The sequence below is a fragment of the Thermus brockianus genome (assembly GCF_021462505.1).
In the GTDB taxonomy this organism is placed as follows: Bacteria; Deinococcota; Deinococci; order Deinococcales; family Thermaceae; genus Thermus; species Thermus hydrothermalis.
Window position 1 is genome coordinate 1 of the sequence record NZ_JAKEDV010000014.1, and the last position, 14,303, is coordinate 14,303.

Annotated in this window: 16 protein-coding genes; 13 read left to right on the top strand and 3 right to left on the bottom strand. The window is 66.2% G+C overall.

Translation table 11 applies throughout. The annotated features are described in order from the left end of the window. Positions 1 to 187: 187 nt before the first annotated feature. The 5 genes from LXN00_RS12315 (at position 188) to LXN00_RS12335 (ending at position 3,448) form a co-directional block, all read left to right on the top strand. Positions 188 to 565: a helix-turn-helix domain-containing protein gene (locus LXN00_RS12315; protein ID WP_234508649.1), complete on the top strand. Its 378-nt coding sequence runs from the start codon at positions 188 to 190 to the stop codon at positions 563 to 565. A gap of 2 nt (positions 566 to 567) precedes the next feature. Then, positions 568 to 1,221 (top strand): ParA family protein, encoded by a 654-nt coding sequence (locus LXN00_RS12320; RefSeq protein WP_326491145.1) that lies wholly within the window; start codon positions 568 to 570, stop codon positions 1,219 to 1,221. After that, entirely contained in the window at positions 1,218 to 1,568 is a 351-nt protein-coding gene (locus LXN00_RS12325; RefSeq protein ID WP_126209454.1) for an ATPase, read from the top strand. The genes LXN00_RS12320 and LXN00_RS12325 overlap by 4 nt, the downstream gene beginning before the upstream one ends. A gap of 76 nt (positions 1,569 to 1,644) precedes the next feature. Next, positions 1,645 to 2,553, top strand: a complete 909-nt coding sequence (locus tag LXN00_RS12330) for a NotI family restriction endonuclease (RefSeq protein ID WP_234508653.1) — start codon at positions 1,645 to 1,647, stop codon at positions 2,551 to 2,553. Then, positions 2,540 to 3,448, top strand: a complete 909-nt coding sequence (locus tag LXN00_RS12335) for a DNA adenine methylase (protein ID WP_234508656.1) — start codon at positions 2,540 to 2,542, stop codon at positions 3,446 to 3,448. The genes LXN00_RS12330 and LXN00_RS12335 overlap by 14 nt, the downstream gene beginning before the upstream one ends. Before the next feature lies 1 nt (position 3,449). Here the strand turns inward: LXN00_RS12335 and LXN00_RS12340 are convergent, their stop codons facing one another. After that, the gene (locus LXN00_RS12340; RefSeq protein WP_234508658.1) at positions 3,450 to 4,388 is read right to left on the bottom strand and encodes a tyrosine-type recombinase/integrase; all 939 of its coding nucleotides are present in this window, start codon (positions 4,386 to 4,388) and stop codon (positions 3,450 to 3,452) included. 319 nt (positions 4,389 to 4,707) lie between these two features. Here LXN00_RS12340 and LXN00_RS12345 point away from each other — a divergent pair, with 319 nt between their 5' ends. From LXN00_RS12345 to LXN00_RS12685, 5 genes are all read left to right on the top strand, one after another. After that, positions 4,708 to 5,004 (top strand): helix-turn-helix domain-containing protein, encoded by a 297-nt coding sequence (locus LXN00_RS12345; protein WP_234508661.1) that lies wholly within the window; start codon positions 4,708 to 4,710, stop codon positions 5,002 to 5,004. A gap of 10 nt (positions 5,005 to 5,014) precedes the next feature. Further along, positions 5,015 to 6,079 carry a hypothetical protein gene (locus tag LXN00_RS12350; RefSeq protein ID WP_234508663.1) on the top strand — a complete coding sequence of 355 codons (1,065 nt, stop codon included), beginning with the start codon at positions 5,015 to 5,017 and terminating at the stop codon, positions 6,077 to 6,079. A gap of 135 nt (positions 6,080 to 6,214) precedes the next feature. Further along, positions 6,215 to 6,559 (top strand): hypothetical protein, encoded by a 345-nt coding sequence (locus tag LXN00_RS12355; RefSeq protein WP_012477503.1) that lies wholly within the window; start codon positions 6,215 to 6,217, stop codon positions 6,557 to 6,559. A gap of 87 nt (positions 6,560 to 6,646) precedes the next feature. Continuing rightward, positions 6,647 to 7,303, top strand: coding sequence for a hypothetical protein (locus tag LXN00_RS12360; protein WP_234508665.1), 657 nt, complete (start codon positions 6,647 to 6,649; stop codon positions 7,301 to 7,303). Positions 7,304 to 7,616: 313 nt separating this feature from the next. Then, complete coding sequence (locus tag LXN00_RS12685; RefSeq protein WP_093008637.1) at positions 7,617 to 9,185, top strand: hypothetical protein; 1,569 nt, start codon at positions 7,617 to 7,619, stop codon at positions 9,183 to 9,185. Here LXN00_RS12685 and LXN00_RS12370 read toward each other — a convergent pair. Beyond that, positions 9,182 to 9,919 carry a CRISPR-associated protein Cas4 gene (locus tag LXN00_RS12370; protein ID WP_012477508.1) on the bottom strand — a complete coding sequence of 246 codons (738 nt, stop codon included), beginning with the start codon at positions 9,917 to 9,919 and terminating at the stop codon, positions 9,182 to 9,184. The two genes, LXN00_RS12685 and LXN00_RS12370, sit on opposite strands and share 4 nt — an antisense overlap. Before the next feature lie 52 nt (positions 9,920 to 9,971). Beyond that, on the bottom strand, positions 9,972 to 11,177 hold the full coding sequence (locus LXN00_RS12690; protein WP_267962874.1) for a helix-turn-helix domain-containing protein: 1,206 nt from the start codon (positions 11,175 to 11,177) through the stop codon (positions 9,972 to 9,974). Between the two features lie 1,608 nt (positions 11,178 to 12,785). On the opposite strand from LXN00_RS12690, the gene LXN00_RS12380 reads away from it, so the two are divergent. From LXN00_RS12380 to LXN00_RS12390, 3 genes are all read left to right on the top strand, one after another. Beyond that, positions 12,786 to 13,409, top strand: coding sequence for a hypothetical protein (locus tag LXN00_RS12380; protein WP_234508667.1), 624 nt, complete (start codon positions 12,786 to 12,788; stop codon positions 13,407 to 13,409). Then, positions 13,406 to 13,750: a hypothetical protein gene (locus LXN00_RS12385; RefSeq protein ID WP_234508669.1), complete on the top strand. Its 345-nt coding sequence runs from the start codon at positions 13,406 to 13,408 to the stop codon at positions 13,748 to 13,750. The genes LXN00_RS12380 and LXN00_RS12385 overlap by 4 nt, the downstream gene beginning before the upstream one ends. Positions 13,751 to 13,867: 117 nt before the next feature. Then, on the top strand, positions 13,868 to 14,303 hold a 436-nt coding region (locus LXN00_RS12390; protein WP_234508671.1), incomplete at its 3' end, for a DNA-binding protein.

Below are 14,303 nucleotides of genomic sequence, written 5' to 3' on the forward strand. Positions count from 1 at the left end.
CACAGCTCACCAAGCGCCCCCTTTTCCTTTGGCTTGTCAAGGGGGTATGCATTGAATATCCGAAAGGGGGGTGGAAGTACCGGACTCTGTAAGTCTGTAAGTTCCAGAGTTCCAAAGTCTGTAAGTCTGGAAGTCTGGAAGTCTGCCCCCCTTGCGCCCTGTGCGTCTTTTGGTTAGCATGCTTCCCGTGGACAAGCCCCTCTTCCTCACCCCCGAGGAGCTGGCGAAGGCCCTGAGGGTCAGCCCGGAAACGGTGCGCAGGTGGCTCCGCACCGGGGAGGTGAAGGGCCAGCGGGCCGGTAGGCTCTGGCGGGTGCCGTGGGAGGAAGGGGTCCGCCTTTTGGGCGGGGAGGATAAGCTCCTGGAGGCCCTCAAGGGGCTCACCCCCGAGGAGCTGGCGGAGGCCCTGAGGGTCAGCCCGGAAACGGTGCGCAGGTGGCTCCGCACCGGGGAGGTAAAGGGCCAGCGGGCCGGTAGGCTCTGGCGGGTGCCGTGGGAGGAGGGGGTCCGCCTTTTGGGCGGGGAGGATAAGCTCCTGGAGGCCCTCAAGGGGGTGAGGGGTTGAAGGTGGTGGCGGTGGTGAACGGCAAGGGTGGGGTGGGCAAGACCACCACCGCCGTGAACCTGGCCGCCATCCTGGCGGAGCGCACCCCCGTGCTCCTGGTGGACGCCGACCCCCAGGGCTCGGCCACCTGGTGGGCCAGCCGGGGCGATATGCCCTTTGACCTGGCCCAGGAGGCCGATCCCCACCTGCTCCTGCGCCTGCGCCGGGTGCGGGGATACGGGGCGGTGGTGGTGGACACGCCTCCCGCCCTGCGCTCGGAGGCCCTCCAGGCGGTCCTGAGGGCCTCGGACTTCGCCCTCCTGCCCACGCCCCCGGCCCCTCTGGACCTCGAGGCCCTGGTGGAAACCGTGCGGGCCGCTGTGCGCCCCCTTGGGGTGCCCCACCGGGTCCTCCTGACCCGGGTGGATCCGCGGAGCTTGGGGGAGGCCCTCGAGGCCCAAACCGCCCTCATGGAGGCCGGGGTGCCCGCCTTCCACGCCTTCGTGCGGGCCTACAAGGCCCACGAGCGGGCCGCCCTCGAGGGAAAGCCCATCACCCGCTGGCGGGGCCCCAACGCCCGGGAGGGGGAGGCGGACTACCGGCGGGTGGCGGAGGAGCTCCTGCGGGAGCTGGGGGAAGGGGCCTTGGCCCTGGAAGAGGTGCGGGAGGGGGCATGAGGCGGAAGCGCCTGGCGGAGCTGGTGAGGGAGGAGGCGGAGGCGCTGACCGCCCCCCAGGCAGAAGCCGCCATCCCGGAAACCCCCACCCAGGAGGAAGCCCCCGAACCACCGCCCAAACCCGCTCCCAAGTACCTGACCTACGTCCGCAAGGAGTGCCGCCTCCGCCCGGATCAGTTGGACGCCCTCACCGCCCTGGCCAGGAAACTGAACCGGGAAAGGAAGGGGAAGGGGGAGAGGATCACGGAGAACACGCTGATAAGATGGGCTGTAGACATATTACTCCAGCAAACCGAGCAGTTAGCGCTCAATGTAGATCAACTATCCCCAAAGGACAACCCCGGCTGATGCGCATTTACCACTTGAACATCCCGCGACCAATCCCAATGAATCTGGAGGGTTTGTGAGTTTGGAGGGCTCGAATATGAGTACAAAGAAACAACCTCTTGCAGAAGTGTTCGGCTACACAATAACAGATAACACCGAAATCGCAAAGCGCCATCGGATGAATAGGCTTTGCCCATTTAATAACAAGGTACCAAATTGCACAAAAGACAAAGCAAACAACCCTCTTGGGGTATGTAGTATCTACCACGAAAATAAGCCTGTAATCACCTGCCCCATTCGATTTCGCCAAAATTGGCTCGTTGCTGAAGACGCCGCACACTTCTTCTTCAACGAAGGCACAAACTGGACCTCCTTGACCGAAGTTCGTCTAAATGATGCCGACGGCAAGCCCGCAGGAAATATCGATGTTGTTCTTGTGGCATACGATGCTACGAGTGGAAAAGTTGTAGACTTCGGCGCTCTCGAAATTCAAGCGGTGTATATCTCGGGAAATATACGCGCACCGTTTGAATATTACATGCGAGATCCCACAGCTTATCAGGACGCAGACTGGTCCAAAGAGTCAAATTTCCCCCGTCCAGACTACCTTTCTTCGTCTCGGAAGAGGCTGGTTCCGCAATTACTCTACAAAGGGAGAATTTTGCGTAGTTGGAACAAAAAAATCGCAGTTGCGATTCAAAAAAGCTTTTTCGCCACATTACCCAAGATGCACTCAGTCCCTAAAACTGATGCTGACCTCGCATGGCTCATTTATGACCTAGAACTCACAACAGATGAGCAAGGGAACGAACGCTTCAATCTGAAGAAAGTAGACGAGGTTTTCACCAAGCTGGATCCCGCTTTAGATTCCATCACCACGCCGTCACCTGGCAAACTAGAAGACTTCATTAGGGTGCTACAAGAAAAGATTGACGAGCAACTAGAGACCCCACCGAACAACCGCACACTGGCAGAGGAGCTGCTCAACCACTATGAGGAGGATTGAAGAGGTACCGCTGTTCCCCGAACATTGGGGAGAAACACGTCCCACGCAACTTATCAACGTGGCTTCTGTCCCTCAGCGAAGCCCATTTCGCTATCCGGGGGGAAAAACGTGGTTTGTCCCTGTGTTTCGCCGCTGGATAACTAGCTTGAGAAGGAGGCCTAGTGTCTTAGTAGAACCATTTGCTGGCGGTGGAATTATAAGCCTTACGGCCATTTTTGAGGACCTAGTCCCACAAGCAGTAATGGTTGAGCTAGACGAGGAAGTCGCTGCTGTATGGGAAATTATCTTAGAAGGTGAAGCAGAATGGTTGGCTAATCAAATTCTGTCATTCAAAATGACAAAAGACACCGTTCTGGAGTTGCTGAACAGCAGCCCGCAAACAAAAAAGGAGAAGGCTTTCCAAACTATCGTAAAAAATAGGGTTTTGCGCGGAGGAATACTTGCAAAAGGGTCAAGTTTGATGAAGCGCGGCGAGAACGGAAAGGGTATTTCTTCCAGATGGTATCCAAAAACCATAGCTAGGAGGATTATAGACATCTCCCGTGTTGCTCATAGAATCATTTTCCGGAACGAAGACGGGTTGAGAGTGATGTCAGAGTTTGCAAACCGCGAAGACGTAATATACTTCATCGATCCCCCCTACACAGCGGATCCCCAAAAACCAGGGAAGAGACTCTACAAATACCACCAAATTGACCACGAAGCTCTCTTCACCCTATGCCAATCACTTAGGGGAGACTTTTTGATGACTTACAATGCATCAGACGAGGTTAAGCTAATGGCCAGCCGGTACGGGTTTGAATTATGCTCGATTCCAATGAAAACTGCCCATCACAAAGTAAAGTGGGAGCTAGTTATTGGAAGGGACCTATCCTGGATGCAGGATTGCTCTTGATTCACGCCATTACATCCGGCAACGCCTTGGCCGCTTCCTCGAGGCGCTTGCGGGAGACATGGACATAGATCTGGGTGGTGCTGATGGAGCTGTGCCCCAGGAGCTCCTTCACCTCGTCAATCCCCCGCCCCGCCTCCACCAGGGCGCTGGCGTAGGAGTGCCGGAGCTTGTGGGGGGTGATGCGCCGCCAGTCCTTGAGCCCCGCCCGCCTCGCCACCCGCTTCACCATGGCCTCCACCGCCCGGGCGGAGAAGGGCTTCCCCCGGTTGGGCCCCGTGGTGTGGCTCCAGATGTAGGGGCTCGTGGGGTGGCCCTCCAGGTTCCGGTGCTTGAGCCACTGGTGGAGGGCCCGCTGGGCGGTGGGGGAGAGGACCACCACCCGCTCCTTGTCCCCCTTTCCCCGGACCCGGATGGCGTGGGGGATACCATCCTGATAGGTGAGGTCGGAGTAGGTGAGGCTCAGGGCCTCGGAGAGGCGGAGGCCGGTGCCGTAGAGGAAGGCCAGGAGGGCCCAGTCCCGGAGGGCCACCCGGGGGGAGCGGTTCTGGTAGGCCGCCTGGAGGAGGCGGGCCACCTCGGGCGGGGTGAGGTAGACGGGGAGCCTGCGGGGAAGCTTGGGCCGCTTGACCCCCTCCGTGGGGTCCTTGAGGAGGGGGAGGCCCTCCACCTCGGCCAGGTAGCGGAAGAGCTTCCTTAAGGAGGCCAGGACGCGCCCCGCCCTGTAGGGGCTCACCTCCCGGGAGGCCAGGAAGGCGCGGATGTGCTGGCTCCCGATCTCCTCCCAGCGGGGAGGCCTTCCGTAGCGCTCCCGGTACCAGGAGGAGAAGAGGGCGGAGTCCAGCACGTACTCCTTGGCGGTGCGGGGGGAGCGGCCCTCCTCCATCTCCAGGTACCGGCGGAAGCGGGCGAAGAGCTCGGCGTGGGGGTCAGGCTGGCTCATGGGACCTCCTTCGGGGGGCGGGCCCGGAGTGCCCTCGAGGGCCCCCGCCCCCGCTTTCCCGAAGTATAGCATTCGCAAAAGATTCGTTTGGCGAAGTGAAGGAGGGAAGCCCTGACCGAAGGGGAGCCTCGTCCGGGAGGGCGAAAACCCCCGAAAAAAGGGCGGGCGAGGGACCAGGCGGCCGGCGGAAGGTTGCGACAAAAGGCGGATGTTTGCGACAAACTCACAGACTTCCAGACTTACAGACTTCCAGAGTCTGGATGTCTGGAAGTTCCAGGAAGTTCCAAGACTCTCCGCCTCGCTTCTGTACCATGGGGGCATGCGGGAGAGCCCCACGGCCAAGGGGGACCCCCCCGAAAAGGACCCTCTGGACGGCAAGCTTCTCTTGACCTACAGCGAGGCGGCCAAGGCCCTCGGCTTGGGTCGGACGACGATCTACAGGCTGGTGAAGGCGGGGCGCCTCAAGGTGGTTCACCCCACCCCCCGCTCGGCCCGCATCACCCGGGAGAGCCTCGAGGCCTTCCTCCGCTCCCTGGAAGCCCCGGAGAAGGCGGGCGAGAAGGGGAAGGGCGTGGTGGACCGGGCCCGGGAGGTCCTGCGGCGCTTCGGCCTCTAGGATGGAAGGGATGGCGGAGCCCGTGGAGGCCCAGAAAGCCCTCCCCGCGGGGGAGGAAGGGACGAGGGAAGGCGTGGGGGAGGAGCGGCGGGAGAAGCGCCCCCCGCACCCGCCCCACCAGGCGGTCCTCTTCCTCCCCGGCGTCCTGAGGGAGGGCCTCTTCCACGCGGAGAGGCTCCCCTGGGGGGTGCCGGTGGCCCTGGGGGGCAAGGCCCTCAAGGACCCCCAGGGGGAGGCGGGGGAAGGGGTCTTCGCCCTCTGGCCCCGCACCGACGAGGGGGGAAGGATCCTCTCCCTCCAGGTGGCCAGCCGCCTAAAGGAGCCCTACGAGGGGCCCCAGGCCGTGGTCCAGGGGGTCCTCCTCTATGCCGACCGGGAAAGGCTCGTCCTCCTCATCCTTCCCAAGGGGGGCGAGGGCTTCAAAGTGGGCCTCAAGCGGGCCCGGGGCTTCGCCGCCCGCCTGGAGCCCAAGAAGGCCTACCGGGTGGAGGGGAGGCTGGGCGGCCCCTACCTCCTGGCGGAAAGGGCCTGGCCCTTGGGCAAGTACCTCCAGGCCAAGAAGGAGGGGCAGCCCCTCCCGCCCCCCATCCAGGGCCGGGAGAACCCCTACCTGGAGCCCCAGAAGGGGAGGGCCAAGCCGGAAGAGGAGAGAGAGGAGGCCCCTCCCGTCGGTGAGCCCCCCAAGCCCTCCCCGGCCCCCTCGGGAGGAAAGGCCCTCCTGGAGAAGCCGTCTCAGCCCCCCAAGGGGGGTAAGCCCGGGGGGAAGCCCCTCCCCCGCCGGGATCCGGTGCGGGTGTGGCGAGCCCCCGAGGAGCCCCCGGACCCCGCCCCCCCGGACCTGGGCCGGCCCCCGGCCCTGGGCAAGGGGCAGGTGATGGGCCTGGCGGGCACGGGGCCCTACTACCTGGTCCTCCTGCCCCAGGCGGTCCCCGACTGGTGGCCCAGGGTGGAGAGGCTCCTCCCGGAGCTCAACCGGCGCTATGAGGTGCGCTTCTACCCCGACGGCACCCGGGCGGTGGTCTGCGGGGACCTCGAGGCCCTCAAGGTGTGGTACAAGCGGGTGCTGAGGGGGTAGCTGGGGGAGGGGAAGCCCGTACGCGTTCTTTGGGCGGGCTTGAGCATCCCTCTCAGCGCGCACCTGGTCAGGGATGGCTTCGGTCAAGCTTGACAGGCTTTGACTAACTAGCTAGCATAACTACTGAGGAAAGTTATGGTTGACCCTAACCAGGTCATCTACCCCAGAAGCCGCCTCCAGCTGGTGGCCGTCCTCTTCAACGGGGGAGCGAACTCCTACTCCGTGGCCCTGGTCCGGTGGAGGGAGGAGGAGACCGAGGGGGAGGTGTGGCCCTACGCCCTGGGCATCCGCTGGAACGGCGGCCCGGACCCCAAGGATAAGGGGGGGCCCCTAAGCAGCGGCCGCCCCATCTGGTACATCCTGCCCAAAGACCTGGTGCCCTGGGTCCTCGAGGGCCTGCTCCAGCGCCCCGAGACCGACAGGACGGCCTTGGCCCTGGCCCGGGAGAAGCTCCTGGGGAAGGGAGAAGAAAAGCGTTAGCGAGAGGGGGTAATAGCGATGGGAAGAAAGTGCCAAGACCAGCTTGAGGGATTCAAAGAATGGGCGCCCACGGTGTGGAGGATCCTAATGGAGCAGGACTATGTGAAAAGCCATCCCGCCGCGCTGGAGTACGCCCTTCTCTACGGTGTGGTGGGCGTCGGTTGGCGACTTGACCCGGGCCACGCCGTCCCGGAGTGCCTGGAGGAGTACCGCAAGGGGCACGAGGCAACCTATAAGGACGCGTCATCGCCGGTCCCCCTTGCCCTGGCCAAGATGAAACCCGGGGACCTCGTGTGGTTCATGGCCAAGCCGAAAAAGAAGGGGAACGTGCTCGCGAGGGTAGGGGAAAGAGAATTCAAAGAATTCAACCTCCTCCAGGGCGCTTTCACGGAGTACGTTCTTTACATCGGCCTCGTCGTCGGTTTCTGGGAGTACCAGAACACCCCTCTGGCCCAGCTCAGCGATATGATTTCGGTCGTCCCCATCTTGCACTTGAGAGCGTTTACATTGGAAAAAAGCGAAGGGAAATGGAAGGTCAAGGACTGGGGCGGCTTTTCCCCGGAACCGGGAGACGAGGAACGGGTGGGACAGATCGCCGAGCGCTTTGAACAACGCGGGACTATATCCCGCCTTGTAAACCCCGAGGAACTCACCGAATTCTCCAAGCGCGTCTGGTACCAGCTGGTCTACCGTCGGCGGGCCATGTTCCGGCCTCCCTCGGACCTCCCCCCATTTGGGCTCTAACCCCATAGCAACCCGGAGGGAGGAGCCCATCCTGCCTACTTTACTTTTCCTTCCTGCCAGCCTCGGGGCCATCGTTTTGTATTCCTACCTAACTGCAATGCTACACCTGAACTCAAAATTGGCCCTAGATCGTAGCTCTTAGAGTAAAGTAGGAACATATCCGCTTTATTTGGCGCCTAAAAGCTCTGGCTGAGGGTATGGAGATATAAATAAGCGCACCCCAAACCCCGGCCCCGCGAGGGCCGGGGGTTCGTTTGGGTTTCCCCCTTGGCCATGACCCCACCCCCAGGGGCGGGGAAGAGGAGGTTTGCCGATGGAGAAGAAGGCGTGGTTCCAGGAGGTTTCGCTGGCGAAGGTCTTTGAGACGATGGTGGACCTGGAGGGGGCCCGGGCCGCCCTCCGCTTTTTATCGGGAAAGGGGGCCGGGCCCCTCTCCCCGGACGCCCCGCCCCCGCCCGAGGTGGAGGCGGAGCTTCAGGCCTTCGCGGAGGCCCTCACCCCGGAGCGCCTCTCCGGGGCCATCCGCCTGGCTCCCGAGGGGGTCCACCTCTTCGGGGGGGCCTTCTTCCTGCCCTACGGGGACGGGTGGGCCTACGGGGAAGGGTTGCAGCGGGCCCATACGTGGGCGGCCTGGATGTGGTCCCTCGGCCACTACGAGGAGACCTGGGAGGTCCTGGAGCGCCTCCTGCCCGGGAAGAAGAAGGGGACGCCGCAGCTGCCAAGGCGTAGGCACCCCGCGTACAGGCTCCTCCTCTCCTACGGGGACTACCTCGCCCTGACCCACACCCCTCGGGACCCGGTGGCCTGGGCCTGGCTCCTGGACCTGGACCCCTCGCGGGTGAGGGAGGTGGTGGACCGGGCCCTGGCCCAATGGCTCCGGGACGAGGAGGCCTCCCGGGACTTCCGCGAGGCCTTCCAGCCCTGGGAGGTCTTACGGCACCTTGGGAACCCAGCAGCCTACCTCCACGCCCGCAGGCTCCTGGCCCTGGACGGGGAACGCTTCTTCCGGGAGTGGCGCCGCCACCCCGAGGCCCTGCTCTCCTTCCTCTCCCTGGGGCACGTCTCCCTGGACTGGGAGGCCTACCGGGGGCTCCTGCGCCGGGGGTACGCCCTCCTCCGGGCCCAGGGCTGGGGGGAGGGGGAGGCCCGCTGGCTCCTGGCCTACCCGAGCCTCACCCGGGGCGTGCGCAAGGAACCTCCCTTCGCGGAAGGGCGGGTGCCCAGGGAGCTTCTCTCCCGGCTTCTCTCCCTCCTCCTCCGGGCGGGGATCCTGCAGGAGCCCGGGCGGGGGCTCCCCTGGTTGCGCGAGCTGGACCACGAGGATTGGGGCCTCCTCCTGGGCCTCCTGGCGGAGGACCCGGACCCCTCGCCCGCCCAGGAGGAGGCCATGGTGGCGGTGCTGCGGGCCTGGGGCCGCGGGCCGGGGGAGGAGGATGCCCTCCTGGCCCTTCCCCTCCTAAAGCGGGCCCTGGAGGAGCCCTGGCGCTTCGCCGCCCTCCGGGACAAGAACCTGGGGCTTAGGGCCCTGGCGGAGCGGGCCCTGGGGAGGCCCGAGCCCCTCTTCCCGGAGCCCTTCGCCCGTGGGGGGCTGGTGGCGGTGGAGCTCCTCTCCCCCGAGGCCCTGGAGGAGGAGGGCAAGGCCATGGGGCACTGCCTGGGGAGGGAGGCCTGGACCTGGGTCTTCCTGGGCGAGAAGCGGTTCTTCGGCCTGCGGGACGGGGAGGGCCGCCCCGTGGCCACCCTGGCCCTCTGGCGGGCCCCCGAGGGCTGGCGGGCGGCGGAGGTGCGGGGCCCGGGGAACGCGGAGGTGTCCCCGGAGGTGCGAGCCTTCGCCCAGGAGCTGGCCGAGGCGGCCCAGGCCCCGCAAAGCCTCGCCCTCTAGGAGCCCTTGAGCCCCTCCAGGAAGCGGTGGACGGCCAGGAGCCCCAGGAAGGCCTCCCCCGCCTCCTCCAGGGGGACCTCGGCCACCTTCATCCCCTCCCGCAGGGCCACCACGAAGCCCCCCTCCACCGCCAGCCCCTCCTCCCGCAGGGCCAGGGCGTAGGCCCCCACCTGCAGGAGGTGCTCCGGGTAGGCCTGGGGGGAGGTCTTCAGGTCCACCACCACCAGCCTGTCCCCAAAGCGGGCCACCAGGTCCACCCGCCCGGCGTAGCGGTGCTCCGGGTGGAAGACCGCCTCCTCGGAGCGCAGGGCCTCGCCCCCGTTCCCGTCCCACCAGTCCGCCAGGGCGAGGGCCATCCCCCGAAGGGGCTCCTCCTCGGGGAAGGGAGGCCTTTGCCCCTTGAGGTAGGCCTCCGCCCAGGCGTGGAAGTCGGTCCCCTGCCCCGCGGCCCTCTGGGAGGCCTTACGGTGAGCCTTGGCCGCGCCGTCCAGGATGCGGTCCACGTCCTCGGGGCCGAGGACGAGCCCCGGCACGAGCTCGCCCCGAAGGTAGTCCACCACCTGGCGCACGGCCCACTCGTGCAGCTTCTTGTTGAGAAGCCCGGTGATCTCCGTGACGGAGGGGACCTTCTCCCAGGTCTCCCCGTCCTGGGAGGCCTCGTAGCCGCCCCCGTTCCGGCGGTAGCGGAGGCGCCAGCCCCCGGGGCAGTCCTTGAACAGCCAGTCTTGATACACGCACCACCCCCGAAGCCCTGGCTGGGCTCTCTACAGGTTACCCCGCCCGGGGCTAGGCCACCCGCCACTGAGGGGCCTGGCGGAAGAGCTCCAGGAGGCCCCGCTCCCGGAGGAGGTGGGCGAGGAGGGCCCCGGGGCGCCGGACCCCCTCGCCCCTCGGGCTCCAGAGGACCTTGGCCGCGGCCTCCCGCGCCCGCCGGACCGCCCAGGCGACGGCCTCGAGGGCCCCCTCCATCAGGCCGTAGAGCTCCGCCCGGAGGGCGTTCCAGAGGACCCAGGCGTAAAAGCGCACGCTCCCGGGGTCCCGGAACTCCTGGGCCAAGGCGGCAGCCAGGTTGGCCACCAGGGCCCGGCGCTCCAGGGGCTTGGCTCGGAGCAGGGCGGTGAGAGAGTCTAGAGCTAACGGATTTTCTAGTTCGCCAGGGGATAACGAAAACCCAAGCAAAAACTCCAAAACCAGGGAATCCTCCTTAGGAGGATTTGTATATGACTCTCTCAGCCTCCAGGCGGTGCGTCCCCGCCGGACATCCTCCTCCAGGTCCCGCCAGGGGTGGCGGAAGTCCTCCGGCTCCAAGCGGGGACGGCGCTCCCTCTGGGGCAGACGTACTGCGTAGAGGGTACCGGCAGCATAGAACCCCGTCCTGCCCTGGAGGGTAGCCGGGGCACGCCATGCCCGTCTGCGGATGAGCCCCTTCTCCTCCAGGGAGGCCAGAATCCGGTACAGCGAGGCCGGGGGAAGACCCAGGGCCGTTGCCAGAGCGTCGTTCACCGTGAAGAGGGTGACCTGAGTGAGGCTTTGCGGGATGGGCTTCGGGCCGAGCCTCTGAGCCAGGACCTCGAGGCCCAGGGCGAGGAGGGTCCGGTACACCCTCCGCTCCCGCTCGGAAAGCCCTGGCAGGGTGCCCCGCCGCTCCCCTTCCGCCAGGAGGCGGTCGGCGAGGCTCCAGGCGTCCCGCTTCCTCTCGGGTGGGGGCGGGGAGGCGGAGAGCTCCTGTCGGTTGGGGAGGGCCGGGGAAGGCGGCGCCTCCCGGAGCTTCCGGCGGAGGTCCTCCGGGGGAGGCGCCTCCTCGGGCGGGGGCTCATGGACCCCCTTCTCCGGGGGCGCGGCCCCCTCCAGGAGCTTCAGGTAGAGGGGCGGAAGCTCCTCGCCCCTCGCCCGCTTCCTCCGGGCCAGGGCCTCGAGGAAGGCCCGGCCCCGCTCGGTGAGTCCTTCCGGCTGTTCTTTATAGCTCTTCCCTTCAACTCCTTCTTGGGGCATAAACCCCTCCCGTTTCGCGCGTCGGGGACGGCACTCCCCCGCGCGCCGCCTTGGCGCCTATTGCCTTTCCCGCTGGGAGGGGGCTAAACTAACCGAAGACTCCTTCGGGGTTTAACCCCTCCCAAGGTTGCCCCCTCCCAGCGGGGGTCCTCTTATTTGGTCCTCACGCGGCCCTGCCGCCTTGGGCCCCCAGGGGGCCCGGTCTACCCGTTGGGGGCTATTATACCGACCCCTTCCCAAAGGCAAGAGGGGATCCCCCGTGCACCCCGTGCAGACGGGGGCTTTCGGTACTGCTGGTGCAGGGAGAAAGTGCGGTGTACCACACGGCAAAAGGCAAAGCCCCCCGGGAAACCCGGGGGGCTTCTCTTGGGCTTTCTGTCTTCCTGCCCTGGAGGGTTCTAGGTCAGGTCATCTGCTCATGCATCCACGCACCGATCCTCACTCAATCCGTCTTCCTCCTTCGCACGGCAACCCGCCAGGGCGGTGTCTGCTGCCCGTGTGGTGGGCTCTACCCCCGATTTTCGGCCTCGGGACGGCCGTGGCTGTCCCCGTGTGGCCGGGACACGCCCCCGATTTAGGGCCTCGGGATGGCCGTGGTTGGTCCACTCCGGGGGACCTCCCGGTGGCCTGGCCCCCACCAAGCACCAGGAATCCCCACACGCCTACCCAAACCGCTACGGGTCTTCCCTCCACCAGGTTTCCCTGGCTTCCACGGTACTCACCCGCTCCGTCCCTGCCGTTATCCCCGCTTATCCGGTCCTCGTTGAGCGGGTTTCCCCGCCTCCTAGACCGTTTTCCCGCGGCCACCGATGGGGTTCGCCACGCTCCCATCGGCGTACCAGCCCCTATGGGTTCAGGGCTGGAGGACACACCCCGGTGCGGCATTGCCGCCCGTGGGCACGGCAGGGTCGCCATTCCCGTCCACCGCGTTGTCAGACACCTAGCCCACCGGGTCCAGAAGCCTTGCCTACCCCGCCTATGGGCGGGATCCCCTTCAGGGTGCGTGGGTAAGGGCCGGAAAACCCTCACGCAGGGGGAGCTCGGCTCAGCCTCCTTCGTCCCTCGGTTCGAAGCCCTCATCAGGCCCCTTGGGCAGGCCCCCGTGTGGGGGCTCTTCGGTGTCGCCCTAGCCGCATGGGTTCCGCTGTGAAGCCAGAACCCGCGACACTTGACCCATGACTCAGCACCCCTCGGGCCTGTGGCACCCTCGGAGCACCCATGGGCGGGCGCACCACCCCCTCGTGGTGCAGGGATCATCCCCTCCGACGGCGACGGCTGGCTCGTACGGTCGCCTTCCGTGTGAACCGACCACCAGATGCGTGGCGATAGGACGGTGCCTTTCACGGGGTCGCCCTCGATTCCGGCACCACCCCCGCCCCAAACCGGACGGGCCCAACTAGGGCATCCGGCTTTCCCCGGCCCAGGCGGGACGGGTGGGGAGGGGCACCTGGTGGGGGCCAGGCTCACGAGGTAGGTATAGCGGGGAGGGTCTTGATCCGACCCTTTTTACGTCCCCCCCCTCCCCTCCCCTCCCCCCTTTTAGGTCTTCTTTCCCCTTCCCTACGGGAAAGGACAAGGCGGGAGTCTCCCCTTGCTACCCTCTCCCCCATGGGCCGCACCCCTTACCCCTGGCAAGGCCCGGTCTGGAAGGCCCTGCACCGAGCCTTGGCCCACCCGGGGAACCGCTACCGCTACGGCCTCCTCCTCCCCCCGGGGGAGAGGCCTCCCCGGGAGCGGGAGGGCCTGCGGGCCTTCCCTCTTCCCGAGGGAGGGTGGCTGGTCCTCTCCCGGGAGGCGAGGGTGGGGAACCTGGAGCTTCAGGACCTGGCCCAGCGCCCCTTGCGGGTGGGGCCTTTCCTCCTCACCTGGGGCGGGATGCGGCGGGACAAGACCCAGAGGGCCCGCTTCCTGGTCTCCCCCGCCTGGGTGCGGGAGCGGCAGAGGGAGATGGAGCGCCTGGTGGGGAGCTTCCGCTGGCCCCACGACCGGAAGCGGGTCAAGCCCCTGGTCCTGGCGGAGGCCCGCAGGCTCGTGGGCAGAACAAACGCCCTCACCCGGGAGGTGCGGGAGGCCTCCCGGCTGGGCTTCCTCCCCCCGGCCACCGCCAACCGCTGGGACAAGGCGGTGCGGAGGAGCCTGCGGAAGGCCCTCACCGGCCTCGGGCTCACCAAGGGGGAGATATCGGAACTTCTGGAGCGGGTGGTGCGGCTCAAGCAGAGGAGGGGGGAATGAGAAAGCAAGATGCCATCCACGCCCTGGGGCGGCTTTTGACGCTTTATTGGCCCCTCACGGACGAGGTGGGGCTTGGGGACCTCCTGCGCCCCTACCTCCCGGACAAACCCGCCTGGACCGAGGAGGAGATCACAGCGGCCCTGGCCCGCCTCCTGGCGGACGTGGTGGCGGAGGGGTGGGACCGGCACGGAGCCCCCAGCGTGGCCCGCCACCCCACGGAGGGTTTTGTGGCCTCCTTTGAGGGCCCCGGAGGCCCCTACACCGTGGAGGCCTCCAGCAAGCGGGAGGCTTACCGGGAGGCCCGCAGGGAGTGGGTGTACCGCCTCCTCACCCGGTCGTGAAGCTTCACCGGGAAATCGTACTGGAGGGGGGTCCATTACGGAATGAAGGGGGTGGGGAAGCGTAATGAACCCCGGAGAAAATACTTTTCCCGATTACCTTACGAAACGGAGGTGACCATGCCGCGCACACCCAGCGTGACCCTGGCGGACGTGAAGCACGCCCTGGCGGAACTTGGCCTCTCCCCCGAGGAGGCGGGGGGCCAGGCCCTGCGGCAGCACCTGGGGCGGGGAAGCCTCAGCACCCTGCAGCGCTACCTGGAGCTCCTGCGGGCGGAGGGAGCCCGGGAGCGTTCCCTGAGCAGCGCCATCGAGGGGACCCTGCGGACCCTGGCCCCGGCCCTCAAGGCCCTGGCGGTGCAGGCGGCCCAGGGGCTTTACGAGCGGTCCTTGGCGGAGACCCTGCGGGCTTTGGAGGAGCGGGAGGCCCTCTTGGAGGAGCAGGAAGGCCTATTCCTTCGTGTGCTACTTGATCTGGACCCTCGGCCCCCTTTTCGGATATTCATCTGCGTACTCACCTCACGCCACCGCCCGCAACACCCGGGTGATGGGCAGA

Excerpts from the sequence above, each read along its gene's own strand:
- LXN00_RS12355 (WP_012477503.1), top strand. The coding sequence starts at position 6,215 with ATGGTTGACCCTAACCAGGTCATCTACCCCAGAAGCCGCCTCCAGCTG.
- LXN00_RS12345 (WP_234508661.1), top strand. The coding sequence starts at position 4,708 with ATGCGGGAGAGCCCCACGGCCAAGGGGGACCCCCCCGAAAAGGACCCT.
- LXN00_RS12360 (WP_234508665.1), top strand. The coding sequence starts at position 6,647 with ATGGAGCAGGACTATGTGAAAAGCCATCCCGCCGCGCTGGAGTACGCC.
- LXN00_RS12385 (WP_234508669.1), top strand. The coding sequence starts at position 13,406 with ATGAGAAAGCAAGATGCCATCCACGCCCTGGGGCGGCTTTTGACGCTT.
- LXN00_RS12330 (WP_234508653.1), top strand. The coding sequence starts at position 1,645 with ATGAGTACAAAGAAACAACCTCTTGCAGAAGTGTTCGGCTACACAATA.
- LXN00_RS12325 (WP_126209454.1), top strand. The coding sequence starts at position 1,218 with ATGAGGCGGAAGCGCCTGGCGGAGCTGGTGAGGGAGGAGGCGGAGGCG.
- LXN00_RS12340 (WP_234508658.1), bottom strand. The coding sequence starts at position 4,388 with ATGAGCCAGCCTGACCCCCACGCCGAGCTCTTCGCCCGCTTCCGCCGG.
- LXN00_RS12690 (WP_267962874.1), bottom strand. The coding sequence starts at position 11,177 with ATGCCCCAAGAAGGAGTTGAAGGGAAGAGCTATAAAGAACAGCCGGAA.
- LXN00_RS12335 (WP_234508656.1), top strand. The coding sequence starts at position 2,540 with ATGAGGAGGATTGAAGAGGTACCGCTGTTCCCCGAACATTGGGGAGAA.
- LXN00_RS12380 (WP_234508667.1), top strand. The coding sequence starts at position 12,786 with ATGGGCCGCACCCCTTACCCCTGGCAAGGCCCGGTCTGGAAGGCCCTG.
- LXN00_RS12350 (WP_234508663.1), top strand. The coding sequence starts at position 5,015 with ATGGCGGAGCCCGTGGAGGCCCAGAAAGCCCTCCCCGCGGGGGAGGAA.
- LXN00_RS12685 (WP_093008637.1), top strand. The coding sequence starts at position 7,617 with ATGGAGAAGAAGGCGTGGTTCCAGGAGGTTTCGCTGGCGAAGGTCTTT.